Here is a 19,182-nt window from a genome sequence, read left to right as displayed (position 1 = left end):
CCGAGGTCAGCGCGGGCGCGTCGTGCTGTTTCATCGACTTTCTCCCAAGCGATTCCATTATCGCGTTGGGAGTTTGGGGGAGCAGCGGCTACCGTGACCAGCCTCTTCAGATCGGACAATGCCAAGAGATCGACCTGTGGCGCGCCCAGCGTCATCCCGGCGCAAACCACCGGATCAAGCATCCAGGCAGCCATCGAAACTACGAGACCCGATGGACCTTGCACCTTAAAAAATTGGCCCGTCGCTCGATGCTCTACCCGCCGCACACTGACCTTGCGGCCAAAATAGGGATGCCAGCGGTAATGAACCTCCAATTCCTGACCGACATGGGCAGAATGAACGGGCAATGGCTTTGGGCAGGAAATCGTGGTTATTCGCCGGTTCGGACCGCGGTGGCCAGCGCGCCGCCGCCATGTACAGCTTGATTGTCTCGGCCAAGATGAATGACGTCGATCCGCAAGCCTGGCTCGCCGACGTACTTCACCGCATCGCCGGTTATCCCGCGCATCGCATCGATGAGCTCTTGCCTTGGAATTGGAAGAGCGCGTCGCCAGCGGCGCACATGCACGCGGCCTGAAGATTCTGGCCATCCGGCCGCAACCGCGGATCGCAAATCACGCCGACAAAAATCCAAAAGCCTTCAGCCTGCGGCCTTCGCCGGATGCTTACGTTTGACGGTTGGCGCCGAATGCGAGCCGGTCATCTCTTCGACCCAGCCAGCAACATTGATAGGGGTGATCGTGTTGAGGGATTGCACGCCACGCACATCGCACCAGCTTAAAAACTCGGAAGCAGCTTTGACGTATGATCGACGGGTATTCGGGTTGCGGATCTGGGTGGTGAAAAATTCAAGAAACCGCGTGCGGACCCGTTCTGTGGTTTTCGCGATTGCGACAGGCAAAATTTCCGCATCGGATGCAATGACCAAGCTCGTTACATCCGGCCCCAGGTCCAGCACTCCTCGCGGCAAGTATGATGAAATGCCAGGTCATCAGCGAAGGAGCAGCCGATTCGCCTCGATCTCAATATTCGTCCGCAAATGTCGCGCATAACATCCCCTATATATGTGATAAAGGTCGCGAAGTGCACTTGATCGAAAATACTGATGCCTCACGCTCAACACATCACTTTGAAGATGTAGCAAGGACGTTTTTGGCGGACGTTTGGGATCCTTCAGTGGTTCGGTCGCCGAACAGGTCCCGATCCCATAACGGCTCTTTCCCGAAAGAGTCGACCAGAAAATCGATGAAAGCACGCGCGCGTGCAGTCTGATTGCGCATCGATGGATGCACCGCGTACATCGCGATCGGCGGTCGCATATGCTTCGTGAGGATCATGCAAAGTTCTCCGCGCCGTATGGCATCTGAAGCAATGAACGTCGGAAGCATCGCCACACCGAGCCCGGCTATGGCGGCTTCGCGTACAGCGTCGCCATTCGCAAAGTCGATTTGACTGGTCACGGAGGCGACAACGTTATCGGCGAACCGCCAATAAGAAGATGCATCGCGGATTGAATAGACGATCCCGGGAAAACGGGCAAGATCTTCGGGCCTTTGCGGCATTCCGAGGCGCTCGATCAGCGCGGGACTGGCAACGCACACGTGCCGAATGGTTACGATCCGCTGCGCTATAAGCGAAGAGTCGGCAAGTTCCCCAATGCGGATTGCGATGTCGTAACCGTCACGTACCAAATCCACTACCCGATCATCGGTGTCGATGGACAACGTGACGGCGGGATGACGATCGAGAAACAGGCTTACCGCGCGAGCAAGGCAATATGTGGTAAATGACACCGGGGCGGCGACGCGGATGCGCCCCTTCAATTCGCAGCTCGCGCTTGAAGCCGCCTCCTCTGCTTCTTCAAGGCATTTTAGAAGCTCGACCGCGCGATCATGGAACTCACGACCCGTTCCAGTAAGCTGCACACGGCGGGTTGTCCTATCGAATAGTCTTGCGCTCAGCCTGTCCTCAAGCTCGCGAATCCGCCGGCTCACCGCGGACTTTGCCACTCCAAGCTGTTCAGCGCCGGCGGCAAACCCGCCCGCTGAGACAACAGCAACAAACACTCGCAGATCTTCAAATCGGTCAGCCATGTGCGCATCGTGTCCGCGAGAGGCTCCAAAATCAATGGGTAAGTGCACTTTTGAAGAACAATTTGTGCTCGATAAGACGGCTTTTTGAGAACGAAAATTGGCTTATTCTCAGCTTTAGAGCAATTGTGAAGAGGAATGCGGCGCGAGCTTACTCCCTTTGGGCGACCGCGATCAATGGATTGAAAGTGGCTCAGTCGGCTGGGTGTTCTTGCGCCGTAACTATCTGGATCACGCCGAAACGCCGGGTACAAATGTGGGAGACGGCGTACTTAAAGGTACGCTGTCGGTCGCCCGGTCCGCGCTTTGCATCGACGTTGCGTCGTGCAGTTTGCGCCTATGGAAAACCCTCTTCCGGCAGCTCCCGACGACCCAGCGTCCAGGTCGACAGGCGTCCCACCTGAACACCAAGAAAGCTGGCTTCGGATCAATGAACTTTTCAGGGCGACTTCCGCCCTGGACTGAGTGCCATCACTGTCAAAAAGGATACTTACCTATGGCGAGCGAAAAAATCCGCAATCCCCACACTGACCATCTCATCACGCCCGAGAATTCGGCCGTTCTCATCATTGACTATCAGCCGGTCCAGGTTTCATCGATCCGCTCGATGCGGCAGGACGAGCTGGTCTTCAATATCACTGGCATCGCCAAGTTGGCCAAGAATTACGGCGTCCCTGTCATTCATACGGCGGTCAATTTGGCGACTGGACGCAACAAGCCGCCGATTCAAGAGCTGCAGGATATTCTTGGTGATGTGCCGGTCATCGATCGCACCTCGATCAACGCGTGGGAAGACGCGGAATTCAAGCAGGCGGTCAAGGCGCTGGGACGGCGCAAGCTCATCATGGCCGCACTTTGGACCGAAGTGTGCCTGGTCTATCCCGCGCTCGACGCCCTCAAGGAGGGTTATGAGGTATACGTCCCCGTAGACGCCGTCGGCGGTACATCGGTCACGGCGCACGAGGCAGGTCTTCGTCGCATCGAGCAGGCGGGAGGCATAGCGTCGAGTCGCGTGCAGCTGTACTGCGAGTATCAGCGCGACTGGAACCGCGAAACGACCATCCCCGGCTTCATGGACGTTTTCGAGAGCTACGACGGGTTCAATCCGGAAAAGGCCGCCGCTGCCAGCGCTGCCTGAGCGCGCTCAGTCGCGCGGAACACGCAGATACGGCGGCGGTGATGTCGTCGCCGTAACTTTTCCAATATACATTCAGGAATAACCAGTGCGCTGGGTGGCCGTGGAAATGAATGCCACCTCAAGCGATTTCTTGCTGCCGGTGACCTAGGTCACGGCGCGCGTAGGTCAACACCATCTCGCCACTTAGCAGAGACTGGGACGGCGCGACGATTGGGGTCTTCATCCTACGGCGAGCTGTGCTTGGTGTCGGCATACGACGAAAGCTCCAAGTAAGTAGAGAACGATGACACTCGAAACGAGAACTAGGCAATGACAGGATCTGAAGTTGCGCATCACGGCTTAAACTTGGTGACGCCGCTCGTGTTCCTCGGTGCGGCTGTTTTTGCCGTCCCGTTATTCCGCATGTTCAAATTGGGAGCAGTGATCGGATATCTGGCGGCCGGTGTAGCCGTCGGCCCGTATGGACTTAGGCTGATCGACGATCCTGCTTCAGTCCTGACGTTGGCCGAGCTTGGCGTCGTCCTGCTACTCTTCATAATTGGCTTGGAGCTAAAGCCGAGCCGGTTGTGGGCGATGCGGCGGGATATCGCAGGCTTCGGCCTGAGCCAGGTGGTGCTTTGTGGCGGCATTCTGGCCGGAGTCGCAATGCTCGCCGGCCTGACTTGGCAGGGGGCAGTAATCGCCGGCGCAGGCCTGGCTTTATCGTCGACCGCGTTCGCAGCTCCGCTGATAGGAGATCGTAACGAGTTGGCATCGCCATATGGCCAACGCGCGTTTTCCATCCTGCTCCTACAGGATCTCGCGATCGTTCCGTTGCTCGCGCTCGTCGCGTTGTGGTCGCCAGTCACGGCCCACGCGGGCAGCACGTCCGGATGGTTCACCGGGCTCGAAATGATCGCCGCGGTGACCTCCGTTGTGGTGATGGGCAGATACGTCCTGAACCCCATGTTCAAGCTGCTGGCAAAGTCCGGCGCGAGCGAGATCATGACCGCAGCCGCGTTGCTCGTAGTCCTCGGCGCGGCAGCCCTTATACAGGTGGCGGGGCTGTCAATGGCGATGGGAGCGTTCCTCGCCGGCGTGCTGCTTGCGGAATCGCGCTTTCGGCACGAATTGGAAGCGAACATCGAACCGTTTCGCGGCCTTCTTCTCGGGCTTTTCTTCATCGCCGTTGGCATGGGCATCGACCTTGGCCTAGTCGCATCGAACGCGGCGATGATCCTGGGGATGGTTTTGGGGCTGATGATTGCCAAGACCGCATTGATTTTCGCCCTTGCGCGAGCGACAGGGTCGAACTGGCGAGACGCTCTTAAGATTGGTACCGTCTTGTCGCAGGGCGGCGAATTCGCTTTCGTGCTTTTCGCTGCAGCTGTGTCGGGCGGTATCCTACACGCGGAATCGTCGGCAATCCTCACAGCGGTGGTTACATTTTCATTGGCATTCACACCTCTTGCCTTCGCGCTAGCTCAGCGGGTGGCCACCCCTGGCGCCAGCGCAATCCGCAATGCGGATTTTTCGACCGCTACCGGCAACGCACTGGTCATCGGCTTCGGGCGGTTCGGACAAGTCATCGCGCAAATCCTGCTGCTGCGCGGCGTCGACGTCACCATCATTGATCATCGGGTCGATGCTATCGATGCGGCGGCACGTTACGGAATGAAGATCCACTATGGCGACGGCAGCAGGCTCGACATCCTGAAAGCCGCCGGCGCCGGCAAGGCAGAGCTCATCTGCGTCTGTGTCGAATACGCGGAAGTTGCGCTGAAAATCGTCGACTTCTGCCGAGTGCAATTCCCGATGGCCAAGTTGATGGTGCGTTCGGCAGACCGCAATCAAAGCCTTGTGCTAGCAGGGCGAGACGTCGACTATCATATCCGCGAAACCTTTGAATCTGCCGTGAAGCTTGGCGAGCGGGCGCTCGCCGCGCTCGGTGCTGCAGACAGCGTCGTTGGCGACCTCATAAAAGAGTTCCGTCAACGCGACATGGAACGCTTCAATCGCCAGCTTTCCGAGGGGGTCTATGCGGGTGCCGAGCTACTGAACAAAAAGTCGGCGTTCGAGCCGACGCAATGAGGAACCGCTATGGGTGCATTGATTGACGGACGCTGGACGACCAATCTCGACGAGATCAAGAATGGGGCGTACGAGCGAAAGCCCACGTCGTTCCGCCAAAAAATTTCCAATGATCCAGGGTCTAGGTACGAGGCAGAGCCCGGGCGCTATCACCTTTATGTATCGCTTGCCTGTCCCTGGGCAAGTCGGACGCTGATGTTGCGTAAACTAAAGAAGCTCGAAGACGTTATCTCCGTCACCGTAGTTCACCCTGACATGATGGAAAACGGCTGGACCTTCGGCGACACACCGGAGCCTGTCAACGGTTTCCGCTTCCTCCATGAACTGTATACCGCGGCGCTTCCCACCTATTCCGGCCATGCGACCGTTCCTGTGCTCTGGGACCGCAAAACCGCAACGATCGTCAACAACGAGTCGGCCGAAATCATCCGCATGATGAACAGTGCCTTCGACGCGTGGGGCGATGCGTCGGTCAATCTCTATCCCGAGACGCTCGCCCACGAGATCGATTTGCTGAATGATACGATCTACGAGACGGTGAACAACGGGGTCTATCGCGCCGGTTTCGCTAAGTCTCAAGCTGCCTACGAAGAGGCGGTGCGGGGAATTTTCACGATCCTTGAAGAACTTGAAGCCCGACTATCGCGCCAACGCTATCTATTGGGTGACACTTTTACCGAAGCCGACGTCCGATTGTTCACGACAGCGGTGCGGTTCGACCTGGTCTATTACAGTCATTTCAAATGCAATCTAAAGCATTGGTGGGACTATCCCAACCTCGAGAACTGGCTTCGTGACGTATATCAGACGTCAAGCATATCAGAGACCGTCGACTTGGACCAGATCAAGCGGCATTACTACTACAGCCAGCGTTGGGTAAACCCATCGGGCATCATACCAACTGGCCCGTCGATCGACCTTCGCAAGGCGCACGATCGTAATCGATTCGTGCGCTCATGATCGACCATAGGCCGCGGCACTCCGTCGCGCTCGGTGGTGGCACCATGTCGCTTGACGTTCGCCTCGCTCGGGAAAGCGCGGCGCGCTCGAGCCCAACGTAAAGCAAAGCACCAAGGAGTGATCACCGATGGTGAAATGGCCGCATGGGCCGCCAAAGACGTGCAACTTTAGTTTAATCGCCCGACCCGTAAGGCCGCGAAAGGTGTCGGAACCCGTCATCGAACTGCGAAACCTGAAAAACTGAACCAAGCGGACCTTGCGGTCCCTGTATCGGGGCGACCGGACCCATGGACACCATACTCACCGCCTCAACATCGACTATTAGACGCACCGCGCTAACGCTAATGGCGGGGCTCATCATAATTCTCACAAGTATCGGATTTGTTTCGGCACAGCCGGCGCCCGTAGACAAAAATAAGCCCGAGCTCCTGCTTGACCTCTTGGACGATCCAGATGTGAGAGATTGGTCGACGTCCAACAAGTTAGCGACCTACGGTTTAGAACAGGGCACAGCGGCTGCATCAGCAGAAATCTCACACGGAATGATGTCAGCTGTCCTTGAGCGCATAGATGAGCATTTGGCGCAGCTCGCGCGTAGTTGGCAACTTTTGCCAGAGCGCATTGGCGCAATTCGTCGGATCATTATAGAGGACGTCGATGAGGACGGTGGGCTGGCGCTTGTCGCTCTAATCACCGGCTTTATAGCGACTGGCGCTACTTTCTCTTATTCGGCGCTACACTTGGCATGGCCTTTGAGGCGCTGGGTAATTGCGCGGAATGTGGAGACACCGGTAGGAAGACTGGGCCAGTTCGGTGGCAGGCTAATTGTTGGCATGCTGATGATAACCGCTTTCACCGTGGGGAGCGCTGGCGCCTTCCTCTTGTTTGAGTGGCCGCCGTTGCTGCGGGAGATTGCGCTCGCCTACTTGACAGCAGCCATTGCCACGTGGGCCGCTCGAATCATTGTCCGAGTAGCGCTTTTGCCTTCATTTATGAGAGTAACTCGAGCCCGCGAAGCACGCGCTTTCGATGTCGCTGACGCTCACGCTGATCACTGGTACCGCTGGATCGGTATCTTTGTTACCGTCCTCGCCGTCTCTTTGGCAAGCATCTCACTGCGCCTCCGGTTTGGACTGACCCGTGAAGACGTTCTCGTGCTCGTCATCTTAGTTGACTTTGTCTTCCTCCTTATTGCCTTGCTTGCTGTATGGACCCGTCCAGTTGCTGAACCCAAACCTCCCCAGCAATCTGCGCACATTGGACATAAAGGAACAAACTGGCTGTTGTCGGCCTACTTCGTGCTGCTGTTCTTGCTTGGCATGTGCGGCGGCAATGCAGCTTTCTGGTTTGCTATAGCAGTAGTCGCTGTACCGGTCACAATGATCTTTGCAACACGTGCAGTAGCCTATGTGCTGAGACCCCCACGCCTGGAGAAGGGAAGCAATGCCGTTCCCTTTTCCGCTGTTTCCATCGCCGTTGTCGACCGCGCCATTCGCCTCACGATCATTGTTCTTGGAGCATATCTTCTGGCGAATGCATGGGGGCTCGATATGGCAAGTATGGCTGACACCAGCCCTCAAGCTTCCGTTATCATTCGCGGTCTGCTTAGCGCTGCGGTCGTCGCTCTTGGAGCAGACTTCTTGTGGTCGATAACAAAGGCAATTATCCAGCATAAGATTAGCCACGCGTCGTCTGCCTCAACTGAAGAGACTGCTGGTACTATTCTCGACCCTCACGACGCGCGTCTACGCACATTACTGCCGATCCTGCAGAATATCATCCTGGCATCGATCATAGTCACGACAGTCCTGACCATCCTATCTTCACTCGGCATCCAGATCGGACCATTGATAGCAGGTGCCGGGGTCATTGGTGTCGCCGTTGGTTTTGGCGCGCAGACAATTGTAAAAGATGTCATTGCTGGCATCTTCTATCTGCTCGATGATGCTTTCCGGATAGGCGAGTACATTTCGACGGGCAAGTTCAGTGGTACGGTAGAGAGCTTTTCGCTGCGCTCTGTAAAGCTACGTCATCACCGTGGTCCCATTTACACCATCCCATTCGGAGAGTTGGGCGCGGTGCAGAACGGGAGCCGCGATTGGGCCACGGACAAATTCAACATCACCGTGGCATTTGATGCGGATCTTGAGGTCGCGCGAAAGCTCATTAAGAAGCTTGGTTTAGAATTGGCGGAAGACCCGGAATACAGGCCATGGATCATAGAACCGATAAAGCTGCAAGGTGTACAGGAATTCGGAGAGTATGGCATTGTCCTTCGCATAAAGGTAACGACAAGACCTGGTGGCGCATATGATATGAAGCGGGTGTTTCTCTTGCGCGTGCGCGAACTGTTTAAGCAGAATGGGATCGAAATTCCCGTGCCGACAGTGCACATACAGGGAGGAGCAACCACTGGACAGCCGACCGTAGGCGACGACCAAGCCGTCGCCGCACAAGCATACCTCGAGCGCAAAAAGGCAGCGATGAGCATTCCAGGAGAGGAGGAAGAAATCTGAAGCCTAGTCGCCCCTGCATCCGTTTGCTTCAAATTGCGTTTCAAGTAAGTCCGCCTTATGCCGCGAGCGGATTCTCAGACGAACAGTCGCTGTTCAGAGCGCCAATCTTTGCAAGCTTTGTGGTTTAGGAAAAGACGGGATGGTTCCAGGCCGCTGATCATTTCGCGCCACTCCGCCAGCGGTCGCTCCAACTTGATCGAAAAGGAGGCTTCAGGAAATGTTCCACAACAGCTTCTGCGGGCGAGATCGGTGGTACCCCGATGCCGGATAGAGCGAGGAAGCTTCCGCTGAAGCGAGCCAAGCACCTCATTCACGATCGCCCGCATCGCACACCATGGATCATCGTGCACCCCTCATCAAGGTCGACACAACTGGAGCGCTTGCATATCTATTCGTAAATGTCCTGCGTCGATCAACTTTGCCCACCTGCAGGTGATAGGATCAGGCAAATGGTTTGTGCCCATAACTTTTGTCAACGGCCTACGAGACGAGCGCTGGTGATGATTCGGCCAATCAATTTTTTATTCCCATTGAGCGTGAACTTTGTTCTCGCAGCAGCGTCGTCCGCGACCCGCAACTCGCAAGTTCACTAACGCGCTTTTCTGTTGCCTCGTCAGTGACAGTTCGCCTGAGACTTTGACGGAGGTGCTCGGTCCAGCTCTCTACCATGTAGCTTTCCCGGTGGAAGCTGGCGTCATTGGGATCCGTCCAATGTCGCCATGCAAAAGCGCCGGTCCGCAGGCGGCTTTCGCGTAGTTCTGCCATCGCCGCTATGAATGCGTGCGCGTTTTCAGGTGCGATGTGAAAGTCCGTCGACACCAGCACCGCCCGGTGGTCATCGTCCGGTACTAGGTGCAGGCCAGGTTCGTGGCATGCGACGGGCGAGAGGTCGGGATAGACAATGCCTTTCGCCATCCGTGCCAGTAGCGGCGTAGTGACTAGGCCAACAAGCCCGGCCACAATCAGCGTTTCGGGCACGCCCAAAAGGTCGGCCGACTTCCCCCATACCAAGCTTCCGGTGGTGAAGGCACCGAAATAGGCGACGACATAGAGCGCTAGCATACGTGCTCGGACCCATCCCGCTACACTGTTTTGGATGCCGACATTGAGCATGGTGAGAACGATGATCCAGCCGGCTCCAAAGAATGCAACCGTCACCATCGCGAAGGGCTCGTTTGTGGCGAAGGCAAGCGCTGCGCACGCGGTAGCGCAGCCCAGATTAGCGATCGAAAGAACGTATGGACCGAGCAGCTGTTGAAGCTTTGACAACAATAGCGCGGCCCCCAGCGCGCCGACACCGATTGCTCCTAGAAGCGCGCCGTAACCGCCCGAGTCAAGATCGAGACGGTCGGTCGCGACAATCGGAAGCAGCGCCCACGGCGCGCTAGCAACACCAAAGAATATGACACTCTGGCGCAAGATTCGAGTGACGTCAGGCGCGTGGCGCGCGTATCGAATGCTTGCCCGAATCGCGCTCAGAAAGTGTTCAGCAGGTAAACGGCGCTCGTCTGCGGGCCTGCGCCAAGCCACCAACGCCCAGACTACAGCCATTGTTGTGACCGCGTTTACAGCGAAGGTAGCAGGCGCGCCGGCCGCAGCTACTATGAAACCGCCCAGTGCCGGGCCGATGGTTCGTGCAATGTTTACGCCGATGCTATTCAATGCGACGGCTGGAGCCAGTGCCTCACCTTTCGCGAGTTCGGGAACGACAGCCTGAAAAGCTGGAGCGGAAAAGGCTGCGCCTAGCCCAATTGCAAAGGTCGCCACCAAGAGAACCCAGGGCGGCGCCGCATCGAGAAAAGCAAAGGCTGCCAAGGCTGCCGCTGCCAACATTGCCCAGACGTTGGCAGCGATCAATAGCTTTCGACGATCGATAATGTCGGCGAGGACGCCAGCGGGAAGTCCAGCCAAAAACAGTGGCGCTGAGCCGGCAGCCAGTAGTGCCCCAATCAGGGAGGGGTGCGCTCCCGCTTGGACGAGTGCCCAAGTCGCGCCCACCGCTTGCGTTGCGGTCCCGACGTTCGATATGACGCTCGCGACCCAAAGCGCAGCGAATGTGCGATTCTTTAGGGGAGCAAGTAAATTTGTATGCATGCTTATGTCCGTCACGTCAGCTCTTGATCAGCCCCTCGTCGCGCATAGCTTTTTCAACGCCAGCATCTGCGAGCATGCGCTCATGATGGACCTTCACCGCGGGCCAATCGACCAGTCCACCTGGGATTGTCGCGGACGCCCAACGGATCATAGGCACGGAGTAGGCATCGACGTAGGTCCGGGAACCTCCGACGATGTAGGTGCGGCCAATCAGGTGCGCCTCAAGCAAGTCAAGCCGCTTGCGTACCAAGGCGACCCCCGCCGCGCGGACCTTGGCGAGAGCAGCGTCATCTTTGGCTGTCGTGTAACGCTGAGGCATGAACAGCGGAAAGAAAGCGGGATGGACGTCGCCCGTGAAGAATGCGGACCAACGGCCGATATCGGCCTGACCGAAAGGCGTTTTGTTGCCGGCGAGTGTTGCTTCAGGGTGAGTTTTTGCGAGATACGCAAGGATTGCAGAGCATTGAGTTAGCAAGGTGCCGTCACCGATGTCCAAAGTCGGCACCTGACCGGCAGGGTTTAACTTGTGATACTCTGGATCGGCATAGTTCACGCGAACTGCCTTGTACGGCTCCCCGAGCCATTCAAGCACAATATGGACCGACAGGGAGCAAGCGCCCGGTGCGTAGTAGAGTATGTTCATCAGGGACCTCCTCAAGCAACGTCAACGGATAAAATCTAGCAAGCTGCGGCTCGCTTGTCGGCTGCATCCTCACGAACACACTGTTCTCAATTCGAGAATTCGCATCGATGCTGACCTGCACCGAGACTGGTAGTTTCTCAGGTTAGCTAGTGCCCAGCCACAATTGGTAAACCGCTGAAATTATTGAAGGAATCGCGATATTGCCGCGGGCAAAGCCCCGCGGTTTCAGGTATACTTTAGATCAAGCTACTGATTCTAAAGACAAACCCGTCACCGCCGGAGCCGACAATGCGCCAAGAACGCACCGTCCAATCCAGTATATTCGATCTTTTTGCCGGGCACGAAATCAGCCGTGAATTGAAAGCCATGTCTCAGTGGCTGGTGAGCCTGTTCGAGCCGCATGCCGACATCATCGTCAAAGGCAGCCGCGACGTCGACTACGGCCACAAACTCAATCTGACCACCGGCAGAAGCGGACTAGTCCTCGACCTCGTCGTCGTCAAAGACCTGCGTCTGGCGTTGGCAGGAGCGCTTCATGACCGAAGGCGTAGACGGCCTTTTGCGCGACAAGAGCCGGCCGCCCGGCACACTGCTGCCAATTTGACGGCGGCGAGAAAGTTCCTCGGGTCTTTGTCGTAACGGGTGGCGATGCTTCTGAACTGTTTGAGCTTGTTGAAGAACCGCTCGACGAGATTGCGCTGTCGGTAGACGCATTGGCTGAAAGGGAAGCTTGCCTTCCGATTGCTCCTGGCAGGAATATTTGGTCGTGGGGAAAAGACGAACTGCACATGCTGTCAATCAGTTGCTACGTCGAAGGTATTCAACCGCCTAGTCCCGCTCAACGATTCGACAACGCCGTTAAGCTTTTGCTCGCAGCTGGAAATGCCAGTTGAAGATCTGGAACGCACGCCTAGCAATAAGTTGGCCGAATACTACGGCGTCGAACATCCAGAACTACGCTGGATGATGCCCGGTCAGTGGCATACACCCTCCATCTGCTCTGAAGCAGAAAACTCCATCGCTCAGCCTTTGGTCGCTAAGGCCGGGGGATGGGGTTTTCCTGCTTGACTATCCATGCGGTTTTCCTAGGGGCCGCTTGGTGGCGGCCCCTCCCTCAGGCTTCCGGTCGTGACGCGATTTTCCGGCGCGATGCCGAAGTTCACCGCGATCGCATCGTCTGCGGGCTAAAGGACGGGGTATTCCGCGTAGACGCTGTGCCAGACTGCGTCTACGCTGACTTTTTTGGATCAACCAACAGTTTCTTGCACATGCATCAGGTCGGTATATTCCCTCACGAGCGAGATCTTACCGTCTCGGACCTTGAAGAGAATGAAGTATTCATTCTCATAGATCTTTCCGGATTTTGTAGTCGCTTGCGACCGTGCTTCGGTGGCTACACTGTCACCCTCGCCGATCATGTTGATGATCTTCATATCGAGACCATTCTTGTAGGCTGAAAACATGTTGCGAAACATGCTTGCGGCCTCTGCCTTGGTCTTTGTTCCTGCCGACGAAAACAGGTGAGGCTTGCCGTTGACCCACCAGGTCGCATCCTCGGTCATGCCATCGATAAGGCCGTCCGCGTTTGACGTCCTGAAGTGATGGCAGAACTCTTGCACTATTCGCTTGTTGTCTTCAATGCTCATTTGGTTTCACCGTCTTTATCGAGGTTCAATGTCGGCCGAGCAACCGGCGGGCGACGCGAGACGCGTTATGCCGGCCTGGACCATTGTGGTGCCGACAACCACGCGACCATTCGCACGCGTTGTCGAGGTTCATAGGCGAGTTCAAAGGCCGAATTGCGTCTTGTCGCCGCGCCATCCAGACGTCTTCACGAACTGCTCCCAGGAGAGCGTCTGCGGGTTCAAGCGACGGCTCCATTCCAGGTCGTGTTCTTGCCCGAAGTAGCCGTACTCGACCGCAAACTCGACCATGCCGATCAACTCGTCGACGAGAAGCTCGTTGGCGCCGAAACCCGGGAAGAACGTCAAAAGCTCTTCGCGCTTGAATGCGCTGCGATACTCCGTCTTGATGCCGGTGACGCGCTGGAAAGTCTCAACCATCTCACGCGGCGAAATGATGTCGCCGACGATCGGAAGCGTTTTGCCCTTAAAGGTTGCAGGGTCGGACAGCACCGATAGAACAGCGGGGCCTGTTGCCGTCGTGGGATCGACGAAGGGTGAGCGGAAATCCTCCGGCAGGTAGATCGGCATGAGGAGCGTATCGCCTTCCATCTGCGGAACGTAATACTCAAGCAGGTTGGTATAGAAAAACGCGAGCGAGACGAACGAGTGCGTGACCGGTAGAGTGCGAATATAGTCGGCGACAAGGGCCTTGTCGGTGAAGTGCGGGGTGAACTTCTTGCCGCGGGAGATCTTCTCGACGTTTTCGAGTGTAGAGAAGACGATGTGGCCGACGCCGGCCTCGACCGCAGCATCTGCCAACTGTTTACCGAGGAAAAATTCTGCGTTGTCCTGCGGGAGGAGCTGCGGCGTCATCAGGTACGCACCATCGGCGCCCTTGAAGGCGGCCACAAGGTCCTTTTCGTGACCGATGCCAAGTGGGGCAACGACGACTTCGGCACCGAGATCCGCAAGGCTGCGGGCCTGTGCGGAATCGCGATTACGGGTCAGCGCGCGGACCCGGTACCGGTTGCTCTTGAGCAGCGTCGTGGCGACGCTGCGACCCTGCTTACTGGTGGCGCCGACAACCGAAATCAGCGGCTTTTGTTCTGCAGACATTGTGAAAAAGTTCCTTTTCTGGGTGAGGCGTTCGGAACCAGGCCGCCACTGGTGACGTGCCTTTCTTTCCATTCGACCCAGATAGGGGTATAGTGCTTCTCAATGAAGTACGCACAAAGAGAGCATGTAGTATCATGAATGATAGTACCCCCTCGAAACGCAAGCGCCGAACGGCGCATCGAACCGGATGCGCGGTGGAGGCGACGATTTCCGTCATCGGTGGTGTGTGGAAGCCGGTGATCCTGTTTCACTTGCTCGACGGCAAACTGCGCTTCAACGCCATTTGTCGCCTGACGCCTGCGGCGACGCCAAGAATGATCACGCTTCAGCTGAGAGAATTGGAAGCCGACGGCATCGTCAACCGGATCATCTATCACGAGATTCCCCCAAAGGTGGAGTATGAACTTACCGAGCTGGGGCGATCATTGGCTCCGGTGCTGGTTAGCATGTGCAAGTGGGGCGAGCGGCTGCAGGAGCTCAGCGGCCTGCCTGTGGATACCGGGGCGTGCAGAAGCACGTTGAGGCAAGAGGAACTCCTTGAAACACTTCCGGCCTAAGCTCAGGAGTCATTGATCAAAGCGAGAAGAGGACGGGAGCGGGAAAAAGCTGGGGGTTAGACTAAGCAGGTCGGCTTTCTTTGGGCGCCGAATTGGACTTTCGTCTTCATGGTGCTGCTCCCGTTGTTTTGCGCGTTCGTCATAGAGCTGCTGGGTTTCTGGAAAAACGAGGCGCGCCCAAAACTCGCTGCGCAGGCAGACCGGATGCAAAGCGATGAGGCCTGGGAGCGCAATGTCGAAGCTTCTTCCTATACATATTGGGCGGTCTTTTTGATTTGCCTGCTATTCGCAGGTCTTTTTCAATGGATCGAAGTGTGCCTGATCCCATTGGTGAACGGCGGTGGCAATTATGCAATGGATTGTGGCAAGTTAGCACTCGTGCGCCCAGAGATCATATCGGTTCCAGAAGCGGTCCTGTTCACAGGGATTGCTTATCTATACATGTCCCTTTGTTTTTATGTTTTCTTCGTCGGTCTCATTTTGCTTTATACGGTGGTCTATGATCTCTGGAGAGTTGGCGAGGCGACGAAGCATCGGCTTGATGCCGACTATCGGCACGAGATCAATGAAGTCGGTCTTAGGGTAATGCGCGGGATTTTTCGGTGCACGGTATTGGGCGTTCTGATCGCCATATGCATGAAGGTCCAGAGCTCTTACCTGACATCGAGCGGCGAGAAGGTCGCAGCTTGGCTGCTCAGAGATATGTCTTCAGTCCTTCATGGTCGCAATAATGCAAGCGACGGGGCCGGCTATAGAATGCCGACTCATTTCAGCAGTCTTCTCATCGTTATTTCGACCAGCGTTGTGTTTCTATTTGGTTCGCTCCATTTGCGCGCTGGTGGTCGTTTTCGCGCGCTTTTGTGGAAGATGACGGCTGTTGTTAGCCTCCTCGTTGCCGGTTACTTGCTGATCGGGGCGTTTGCGGGCTTTTCGATCCTTTTGGGCGCCGGCGTGCTCATTGCCGTGTACGGCCTGTTTGATCCAGAGTTTGGGCAATGGCGAGCGACAGAGTTAGGAAATCCTCAGCGTGTATCATAATTGGCTTGATCGATGGGGATGAGCGGCGGGCGCGGCGCGGCGCAGAGGAAAAGAAACGACAAATTTCGTCCTGGACGCGGAACGCGCCTTTCCATGTCCAGCCTTCTTCGATGAGCCGAATGGCAGCGATCAAGGTTTCAACTGATCTTTCCCGGCAAGCCCGACGATCCGACGCGACGCGTCTTGAAGGCCAACGGTTTCCGCTGGTCGCCATCGCAAGGCGCGTGGCAACGGCACCTTAACGAGGCCGGACGCTACGCAGCGCAGCGCGTGTTGAAAACGATCATCGACGCCAGCGCCGCCTGATCAATTCGCCCCATTTCGAGAAGGAATTTCCGATGACCCAGACAATCTATTTCGCAATTGAGTTCCATGGCGCCCTATTTCGGCGGCTCTGCCGCCGATTGGGCGATCTACAATACCGACGACGGCGGGCAGGCTTTCATCAGTGCTGCCGACGCGCAGCGCCGAGATTTGGTCCTGGCCTATTTCCCGACCGCCACGGAAGCAGAAAAGGTCGGAACCGCAGTGAGCAAACGGAAGGGGCGAATTTCCGCCCTTCCCGTGAAACTCCGGTCTGACGTGCCGACCGGACAGATTTCTTGGATTGTCGGCAACAAAAACGTCGGCGAGGACGACAGCGAACTCGCCGAGGACATGGCCGACAGAGCGAGGAGGGCAGGCGCGACCGACGCCGACTTGATCGCGCAGATGGTTGCTTACGCCCTTGCTTGCCACCGCGCCAATCAGGCGCTTGTCATCCATTTCCAGCTATAGCAGGTGCGTGATGCGACACGAACGCCGCAGGTCGAGGTTTTCGACACCCCTTCTGGCTTGGGCGGAAGCCACGCGGTTTCCATTGTCGAGGACTTGACCGCCGATAAAGTGCAAGTGCGCGTCTGTATGGGCGCGCGACGCCGAGCGGTTGGGAGCCTTGGAAAGATTGGGACGGCCACACCTTTGCGATGGATCGGGCCGCCCTGACGAATAAGGGGACAATGTCGCTTTTCAAATAGAAACAGGACGCGCCACACGTGGCGCGGCCATCGGACAAGCCACGAGAGGAACCGACATTGAGCCGCTACACCGTTGAAGTGAAGTCCGCGACCAACGCCGATCCAGAGGCCACGATTGGCTATGACCGGCCGCTGAGAATCTTCTTTTTACAAGCGTTTCCCGACCCGAGGACCGATGAATGCGCCTTATGGCTGGGTGCGTTCCTTGGGGAATACTCGACCCTGGAGTCAATCGTCGAGGCCGCCCGGACACAAGGCTACGAGGTTCGCGGCCTGACGCGCGAAATGATGCTGGCAATGATCAAGGAATCTGGACCACCGCAACCACCGAGCCTTGGCGAAAGACTGGGCTTAGTTCGGTAAGAGCCCTCCCCGGCCGCTCCAAGCCCGCATCGAGCGGGCGAGGACCGGAACGAGGGGAGCCCCGGACGCCCCTCCCCTCGTGCTCCCCTCCCCAACCACAACGGCCGACCCGCCGTAGCGGTAGGCTCACTTCGGCGTGTTGCCATTCTCAGCCGTTGAAGGCTGCTGCTAGCTGAATCGCGCTGCACCGAAACCGCGACCGTGAACCCGGCCTGGTAGCCGGATGGCGACCCCGACTGACGAGGACGGCGATGGCTTGGGCTACGAAGGCCGCGTTTTCCGGCTGCTCCTCAGTGGCAGTCCGTAATCTAATGCTGCGCACGATACGGTAGGCTCAGCCTTGGCGTGCAATCCTAAAGGTTCTCCTCTCCTCTTCGCTCCGTTGCGACCGCTGCGCGATGCACTCGCCAGTGCCTGCCGGAACCGAGCTTCGCGATTACGCAAACGACCACTAGAGAGGATCCACCTCATGAAAACGCTCGTAACCTTCTGCCAGAAAACCGGCCGCCGCCTTCGTCTTACATCAATCGGCGGGTCGCCAAACTGTCCCATACGGGCCAGTTCAAAATCTCGGTTTCGGTCGCGCTTCCGCTCCTCGCCAAGATCGAGGTCAGCTATCAGTGCGACTTCAACGCCAAAGCTGGCAACGACAACAAGCCGATGTGAGCAAAGCCGCGCCCGAAAGGCGCGGCTTTCCGCTCTGAAAACTTAGGTCGAACGTTCGTCGGCGCTGAGCCCGTGGCGCGGAGCGCTCCATACTCGGAGCGCTGCGGGCGGCAACCACAGTTTATCTCGCACATTTAGTCCGGCCGATCGCGTCTGAGCCCTCGCGAGTTGCGCGCCTTGTCGAATCCTACAATTTCGACCGTGCCGTGCCGCGACTATAACCGGAGCGTTGATTGAGGAAAGGAATTCATGGAATGCACGCTTTGGGCCTATCAGGTCACGCCGGGCTCCGACCATAACCTGTATTTTGCAGAACATGAGGCCGACTGCCGTCGTGCTGCACTCGCGCAGCGTGCCGAATTGAAGGAAGGCGACCCCGATGACGAGGAGGTATTGGGTGCGATGGCACTCTACGTGTTTGTGTTCCGGTCGATGACAGCTGGGGAACTGGTTGCCGTCTTAAATGGTGACGCATCGCTGGTCGCGACGTGTGCGACGGACCGGAAACTTGTCGGGTTGATTGCGTACTAGTCGTCCGGCGACAAGGCGCCGCCTTTATCCCGCCTGCCTGGCGGCTTGTTGATTGCGGTTGTCATCGTCCCGTAGTTGGATTGCGATCTTGACTTGTCTAGGATTATTTTCCTATTTTGTTCTCTTCCTTCTATCGAGCAAGAGAAATGAAACTGACCGCGCCATTTCAGCCTACATCGTTCATCGAGCATGATCCTGCGATGTACAACACGATCAAGGGCCTCCAGGAGTGGGAGGTGCTGGGGGCGCGATGTTCGGCATGTGGCCGGATCGGCTGGGTCGACAAAGACACTGTGCTTAGGCGTTGGGGCGATCAACATCTCATGAACCTGCGAAGCAGGTTTCGCTGCGACTGTGGCAACCGAACTGACAATACCGTGCTGATCGGTCGATTGCCCCGGTAACATACCGAAAGCTACAGCGGCTCAGCCGTCCGGCAGTTCTTTGAGCATCAGCAGTCGATTTCCCGGTAACAGCGCAATGATCTTGTCCTGTTCGAGCGCATTCAGGACTTCCATGATTTCTTCCTGCGTGAAGCCTGCCGCAGTCAATGGAACGCGGATGTCGAGAACGTTGATCGACATATCCGGCAAGGCCTTCAGGGCGCGTAGGCGCTCGATCAAAGCGGTTTCGGTTTCCGTGAATCTACTCATAGTAGCTTCATAGCGCATTGGCGGCTGAATTGTCTCATCTCCAAAACCATTATGCGTCTGGCTGTTCGCAAGGGCGGACGGTACTGCTGGTCCAAACCGAAGATTC

16 protein-coding genes and 5 pseudogenes are annotated in these 19,182 nt (G+C 56.9%); 12 read left to right on the top strand and 9 right to left on the bottom strand.

Annotation, left to right across the window (positions count from 1 at the left end):
• A pseudogene (locus MKZ91_RS21105) lies at positions 1 to 194 on the bottom strand (hypothetical protein); the annotation flags it as partial.
• A 146-nt stretch (positions 195 to 340) separates the two neighbouring features.
• Between MKZ91_RS21105 and MKZ91_RS21100 the strand changes: the two are divergent.
• A pseudogene (locus MKZ91_RS21100) lies at positions 341 to 577 on the top strand (transposase domain-containing protein); the annotation flags it as partial.
• A gap of 63 nt (positions 578 to 640) precedes the next feature.
• Here the strand turns inward: MKZ91_RS21100 and MKZ91_RS21095 are convergent.
• On the bottom strand, positions 641 to 928 hold the full coding sequence (locus tag MKZ91_RS21095) for a site-specific integrase (protein ID WP_336172987.1): 288 nt from the start codon (positions 926 to 928) through the stop codon (positions 641 to 643).
• Positions 929 to 1,124: 196 nt separating this feature from the next.
• On the bottom strand, positions 1,125 to 2,093 hold the full coding sequence (locus MKZ91_RS21090) for a LysR family transcriptional regulator (protein WP_336172986.1): 969 nt from the start codon (positions 2,091 to 2,093) through the stop codon (positions 1,125 to 1,127).
• 493 nt (positions 2,094 to 2,586) lie between these two features.
• Here MKZ91_RS21090 and MKZ91_RS21085 point away from each other — a divergent pair, with 493 nt between their 5' ends.
• The 4 genes from MKZ91_RS21085 (at position 2,587) to MKZ91_RS21070 (ending at position 8,774) form a co-directional block, all read left to right on the top strand.
• The gene (locus tag MKZ91_RS21085) at positions 2,587 to 3,228 is read left to right on the top strand and encodes a hydrolase (RefSeq protein WP_255382500.1); all 642 of its coding nucleotides are present in this window, start codon (positions 2,587 to 2,589) and stop codon (positions 3,226 to 3,228) included.
• A gap of 309 nt (positions 3,229 to 3,537) precedes the next feature.
• Positions 3,538 to 5,298 carry a monovalent cation:proton antiporter-2 (CPA2) family protein gene (locus MKZ91_RS21080; RefSeq protein WP_336172985.1) on the top strand — a complete coding sequence of 587 codons (1,761 nt, stop codon included), beginning with the start codon at positions 3,538 to 3,540 and terminating at the stop codon, positions 5,296 to 5,298.
• A gap of 9 nt (positions 5,299 to 5,307) precedes the next feature.
• Positions 5,308 to 6,258 carry a glutathione S-transferase family protein gene (locus tag MKZ91_RS21075; RefSeq protein WP_336172984.1) on the top strand — a complete coding sequence of 317 codons (951 nt, stop codon included), beginning with the start codon at positions 5,308 to 5,310 and terminating at the stop codon, positions 6,256 to 6,258.
• Positions 6,259 to 6,545: 287 nt separating this feature from the next.
• Positions 6,546 to 8,774, top strand: coding sequence for a mechanosensitive ion channel family protein (locus tag MKZ91_RS21070; protein ID WP_336172983.1), 2,229 nt, complete (start codon positions 6,546 to 6,548; stop codon positions 8,772 to 8,774).
• Between the two features lie 513 nt (positions 8,775 to 9,287).
• On the opposite strand, the gene MKZ91_RS21065 is transcribed toward MKZ91_RS21070, so the two are convergent.
• A complete protein-coding gene (locus tag MKZ91_RS21065; RefSeq protein WP_336172982.1) occupies positions 9,288 to 10,868 on the bottom strand; it encodes an MFS transporter in 1,581 nt (526 codons plus the stop codon).
• Positions 10,869 to 10,884: 16 nt separating this feature from the next.
• Positions 10,885 to 11,511, bottom strand: a complete 627-nt coding sequence (locus tag MKZ91_RS21060) for a glutathione S-transferase family protein (RefSeq protein ID WP_336172981.1) — start codon at positions 11,509 to 11,511, stop codon at positions 10,885 to 10,887.
• A 288-nt stretch (positions 11,512 to 11,799) separates the two neighbouring features.
• On the opposite strand from MKZ91_RS21060, the gene MKZ91_RS31645 reads away from it, so the two are divergent.
• Positions 11,800 to 12,150, top strand: a complete 351-nt coding sequence (locus MKZ91_RS31645; RefSeq protein ID WP_442892322.1) for a hypothetical protein — start codon at positions 11,800 to 11,802, stop codon at positions 12,148 to 12,150.
• Here the strand turns inward: MKZ91_RS31645 and MKZ91_RS21050 are convergent.
• Positions 12,099 to 12,272, bottom strand: a pseudogene (locus MKZ91_RS21050) (IS5/IS1182 family transposase); the annotation flags it as partial. The gene MKZ91_RS31645 and the pseudogene MKZ91_RS21050 sit on opposite strands and share 52 nt — an antisense overlap.
• Here MKZ91_RS21050 and MKZ91_RS21045 point away from each other — a divergent pair.
• Positions 12,261 to 12,515, top strand: a pseudogene (locus MKZ91_RS21045) (exonuclease); the annotation flags it as partial. The pseudogenes MKZ91_RS21050 and MKZ91_RS21045 sit on opposite strands and share 12 nt — an antisense overlap.
• Before the next feature lie 243 nt (positions 12,516 to 12,758).
• Here the strand turns inward: MKZ91_RS21045 and MKZ91_RS21040 are convergent.
• Positions 12,759 to 13,157, bottom strand: coding sequence for a nuclear transport factor 2 family protein (locus tag MKZ91_RS21040; protein ID WP_336172980.1), 399 nt, complete (start codon positions 13,155 to 13,157; stop codon positions 12,759 to 12,761).
• A gap of 141 nt (positions 13,158 to 13,298) precedes the next feature.
• Positions 13,299 to 14,252, bottom strand: coding sequence for an NmrA/HSCARG family protein (locus MKZ91_RS21035; RefSeq protein WP_255382487.1), 954 nt, complete (start codon positions 14,250 to 14,252; stop codon positions 13,299 to 13,301).
• A 134-nt stretch (positions 14,253 to 14,386) separates the two neighbouring features.
• On the opposite strand from MKZ91_RS21035, the gene MKZ91_RS21030 reads away from it, so the two are divergent.
• From MKZ91_RS21030 to MKZ91_RS21010, 5 genes and pseudogenes are all read left to right on the top strand, one after another.
• On the top strand, positions 14,387 to 14,809 hold the full coding sequence (locus MKZ91_RS21030) for a winged helix-turn-helix transcriptional regulator (protein WP_255382486.1): 423 nt from the start codon (positions 14,387 to 14,389) through the stop codon (positions 14,807 to 14,809).
• 63 nt (positions 14,810 to 14,872) lie between these two features.
• A pseudogene (locus MKZ91_RS21025) lies at positions 14,873 to 15,847 on the top strand (RcgA family putative transporter); the annotation flags it as partial.
• Between the two features lie 372 nt (positions 15,848 to 16,219).
• On the top strand, positions 16,220 to 16,624 hold the full coding sequence (locus MKZ91_RS21020) for a hypothetical protein (RefSeq protein WP_336172979.1): 405 nt from the start codon (positions 16,220 to 16,222) through the stop codon (positions 16,622 to 16,624).
• Between the two features lie 296 nt (positions 16,625 to 16,920).
• Entirely contained in the window at positions 16,921 to 17,226 is a 306-nt protein-coding gene (locus MKZ91_RS21015) for a hypothetical protein (RefSeq protein WP_336172978.1), read from the top strand.
• Between the two features lie 915 nt (positions 17,227 to 18,141).
• Positions 18,142 to 18,423 (top strand): hypothetical protein, encoded by a 282-nt coding sequence (locus tag MKZ91_RS21010; RefSeq protein WP_336172977.1) that lies wholly within the window; start codon positions 18,142 to 18,144, stop codon positions 18,421 to 18,423.
• A gap of 425 nt (positions 18,424 to 18,848) precedes the next feature.
• Here MKZ91_RS21010 and MKZ91_RS21005 read toward each other — a convergent pair whose 3' ends face one another.
• Positions 18,849 to 19,094: a hypothetical protein gene (locus tag MKZ91_RS21005; RefSeq protein WP_336172976.1), complete on the bottom strand. Its 246-nt coding sequence runs from the start codon at positions 19,092 to 19,094 to the stop codon at positions 18,849 to 18,851.
• Between the last annotated feature and the right edge of the window lie 88 nt (positions 19,095 to 19,182).

Source organism: Ensifer sp. MJa1 (assembly GCF_037026475.1).
Taxonomy (GTDB): Bacteria; Pseudomonadota; Alphaproteobacteria; order Rhizobiales; family Rhizobiaceae; genus Ensifer.
This window is presented reverse-complemented; position numbering and strand designations above follow the sequence as displayed.

Bases quoted from the DNA above. Each gene is read 5' to 3' on its own strand.
- MKZ91_RS21085 (WP_255382500.1), top strand. From the start codon at position 2,587: ATGGCGAGCGAAAAAATCCGCAATCCCCACACTGACCATCTCATCACG.
- MKZ91_RS21005 (WP_336172976.1), bottom strand. From the start codon at position 19,094: ATGCGCTATGAAGCTACTATGAGTAGATTCACGGAAACCGAAACCGCT.
- MKZ91_RS21065 (WP_336172982.1), bottom strand. From the start codon at position 10,868: ATGCATACAAATTTACTTGCTCCCCTAAAGAATCGCACATTCGCTGCG.
- MKZ91_RS31645 (WP_442892322.1), top strand. From the start codon at position 11,800: ATGCGCCAAGAACGCACCGTCCAATCCAGTATATTCGATCTTTTTGCC.
- MKZ91_RS21020 (WP_336172979.1), top strand. From the start codon at position 16,220: ATGGCGCCCTATTTCGGCGGCTCTGCCGCCGATTGGGCGATCTACAAT.
- MKZ91_RS21075 (WP_336172984.1), top strand. From the start codon at position 5,308: ATGGGTGCATTGATTGACGGACGCTGGACGACCAATCTCGACGAGATC.
- MKZ91_RS21090 (WP_336172986.1), bottom strand. From the start codon at position 2,093: ATGGCTGACCGATTTGAAGATCTGCGAGTGTTTGTTGCTGTTGTCTCA.
- MKZ91_RS21040 (WP_336172980.1), bottom strand. From the start codon at position 13,157: ATGAGCATTGAAGACAACAAGCGAATAGTGCAAGAGTTCTGCCATCAC.
- MKZ91_RS21060 (WP_336172981.1), bottom strand. From the start codon at position 11,511: ATGAACATACTCTACTACGCACCGGGCGCTTGCTCCCTGTCGGTCCAT.
- MKZ91_RS21070 (WP_336172983.1), top strand. From the start codon at position 6,546: ATGGACACCATACTCACCGCCTCAACATCGACTATTAGACGCACCGCG.
- MKZ91_RS21035 (WP_255382487.1), bottom strand. From the start codon at position 14,252: ATGTCTGCAGAACAAAAGCCGCTGATTTCGGTTGTCGGCGCCACCAGT.
- MKZ91_RS21010 (WP_336172977.1), top strand. From the start codon at position 18,142: ATGGAATGCACGCTTTGGGCCTATCAGGTCACGCCGGGCTCCGACCAT.
- MKZ91_RS21030 (WP_255382486.1), top strand. From the start codon at position 14,387: ATGAATGATAGTACCCCCTCGAAACGCAAGCGCCGAACGGCGCATCGA.
- MKZ91_RS21080 (WP_336172985.1), top strand. From the start codon at position 3,538: ATGACAGGATCTGAAGTTGCGCATCACGGCTTAAACTTGGTGACGCCG.